The sequence below is a fragment of the Methanosarcina sp. genome (assembly GCF_035390745.1).
Lineage (GTDB): Archaea > Halobacteriota > Methanosarcinia > Methanosarcinales > Methanosarcinaceae > Methanosarcina.
The window spans coordinates 1-2,321 of the sequence record NZ_DAOOUJ010000131.1 but is presented as its reverse complement, the minus strand read 5'-3'; the positions used below and the strand labels follow the sequence as shown (position 1 = coordinate 2,321).

3 protein-coding genes are annotated in these 2,321 nt (G+C 44.5%); 1 reads left to right on the top strand and 2 read right to left on the bottom strand.

The window, feature by feature from the left end:
- Positions 1-922, bottom strand: a 922-nt coding sequence (gene rsgA / locus PLL47_RS14815) for a ribosome small subunit-dependent GTPase A (RefSeq protein ID WP_324447344.1), incomplete at its 3' end; no start/stop codon positions are given.
- A gap of 282 nt (positions 923-1,204) precedes the next feature.
- On the opposite strand from rsgA, the gene PLL47_RS14810 reads away from it, so the two are divergent.
- The gene (locus tag PLL47_RS14810) at positions 1,205-1,888 is read left to right on the top strand and encodes an MBL fold metallo-hydrolase (protein ID WP_324447343.1); all 684 of its coding nucleotides are present in this window, start codon (positions 1,205-1,207) and stop codon (positions 1,886-1,888) included.
- A 138-nt stretch (positions 1,889-2,026) separates the two neighbouring features.
- Here PLL47_RS14810 and PLL47_RS14805 read toward each other — a convergent pair whose 3' ends face one another.
- A complete protein-coding gene (locus tag PLL47_RS14805; RefSeq protein WP_324447341.1) occupies positions 2,027-2,149 on the bottom strand; it encodes a hypothetical protein in 123 nt (40 codons plus the stop codon).
- Between the last annotated feature and the right edge of the window lie 172 nt (positions 2,150-2,321).

The following is a 2,321-nucleotide window of genomic DNA, read 5'->3' as shown; positions in this document are numbered from 1 at the left end:
CGCAGCCAGGTTCGTCCCGGTGAGTGCAATCTTTAAACTTGCAATTGCGGGCTGCATCAACAATCTCGGAAAAAGCTTTTTCAAGCCCTTCGGCAGAATCACCGAGCTGAATTTCCCTGATCCCGGGGTTGTCGATAAGAACAGCTCCGTTTGGAAGAAGGAACATCTGGCGGACTGTAGTTGTGTGCCTGCCTTTTTCATCATCTTCTCGGATATCTGCGGTTTTCTGGACGGTTTCGCCAAGAAGAGAGTTAATAAGTGTGGATTTCCCGACGCCGGAAGAGCCTATGAGTGCAACCGTTTCCCCCTGCTTGAGATAAGGATTCAGTGCATCAAGTCCGGTTTTCGAAAGGGCACTTAAAGAAACAACCGGCACGTTCCCTGCAATGGACTGAATTTTTTCTACCAGCCGGATTGGGTCATCAGCAAGGTCAATCTTATTAAGCAAAATCACCGGATTTGCCCCGGAAGAATAAACTATTGCAAGATACCTCTCAAGCCTTCGCAGGTTGAGGTCCTTACCAACGGAAGTCACGATGAAGATGGTATCAAGATTTGCAGCAATTACCTGTTCCCCGCCTCCGTCTCCTGCTGCCCCTCTTGAAAGGCAGGTTCTTCTGGGCAGGAGATTTACAATCATGCGTGAGCCCAGTTCCGGCTGGTCAAGCAAAACGACAAAATCCCCTACAACCGGCTGTTTTCCGATTTTCTGGAGCGCCCCGGAAATTCCTGCCTGTACGACAGCTCCGGGAATGAGGACCTCACAGACCGTTTTGTGCCTTGATGCAACTCTTCCGGGAACGTAGGAGCCTTTATAGGCGGAAAAAGCCAGTTCAAGCTCTTCATTCCAGCCTGGAATTTTATCGGCGTCACAGTGAACTGGATTATTACCTGAACCTTCCGTATCGCTATGATTATTCATGGATGGAAGTATCCGATTAAATGGATAAATATTTTGAGATTTTGTCCTTTACCGGTTCGATAGTTCCTGAAGACATCTTTCTTACCGGCTGCAAAAATCCCTCCTCAGGATAAACATCTTCATTTCACCAAAGAATCATTTTCATCAGGAGTTATTTCATATTTCTTGTTTTGTCTGCATTTTAGTAATCAAATACAACCATGAATATTTATTTTTATAACTGCAAAACGTAGGATTTAGAGTGAAAACGTAGGATTTGAATGAATTCTGAAAGGGGTTTGAATGGATCTTTCTATAGATATCGTACCTGTATCTGTGAAAATGATAAACGCGTTCATAATCAGAGATGAAGGGACCATCCTGGTCGATTCCGGATATCCTGGGAGTGAAGATGCCATACTTGAAAAACTGCGTGAGATAGGGGGTTCACCTGAAGATATCCGGCTCATAGTCCTTACACACGGGCATGCAGACCATGCAGGAAGTGCTGCTGCCCTCAGGGAAAAAATAGGTGCAAAGGTTGCCGTGCACCGCCTAGATGCCGAAAAAGTCCGCGAAGGAAGGCAGGGGAAGCTGCATCCTACCGGAATTACGGGAAGAATTCTTGGGCTCTTTTTAGGCAGGGAGGCAATTTCCAGATATCCGGCCCTTGAGCCTGATATTCTTATCGACGAATGCCTGGAACTGGAAGAGTTTGGAGTCCGAGGGCGGGTGATCCACACTCCTGGCCATTCACCGGGTTGCGTTTCCGTCCTTCTGAAAAATGGGGATGCGATTACAGGAGACCTTATCTTTCCTTCAATCCTTTCAGGAAAACCGTCCCTTCCTTTCTGGGCAGATGATCCGGCTGAGGCCCAGCGGAGCATAAAAAAACTGATTGACATCACAACAGGGAAGATTTATATCGCTCACTGGAAACCATTCAGTTCTGCTGAAGTAAAAAAGAGTTTTTCAAGCCTTTTTTGAAGGCAATAACCCGTAAAAACTCAGACGAAGAGTAAAATCTGCAAGCACAGATTTTAAAGTAAACCTGTGTAATATGAAAACATAGTTTAAGAAAATCAAAGATTAGTGAACTACTGGTCCTCCCATTATGCTTATAATCTACACTCCATCCAGGTATCTCTGCAGTTTATCCGCAAGTTTGCCAATATAAATACCATCAACAAATGCAGGATGAACCTGGACTGCAAACAGCATCATAAATTTGCCTTCTTTTAAAGACATTCTCCCCAATCAAATATGTACCTCGCTTTTTCCCTGTTTCCAAAATCCGTGCCCATCAGGACTAAAAAGAGCAAACCATTACCATATTCCAAAAGCATTAAAAAAAGGAATTATCAAGTCTATGAGGGCTGAAAATTATTTCAGCTACATTCGAGCCTGTAAATTTGTCTAT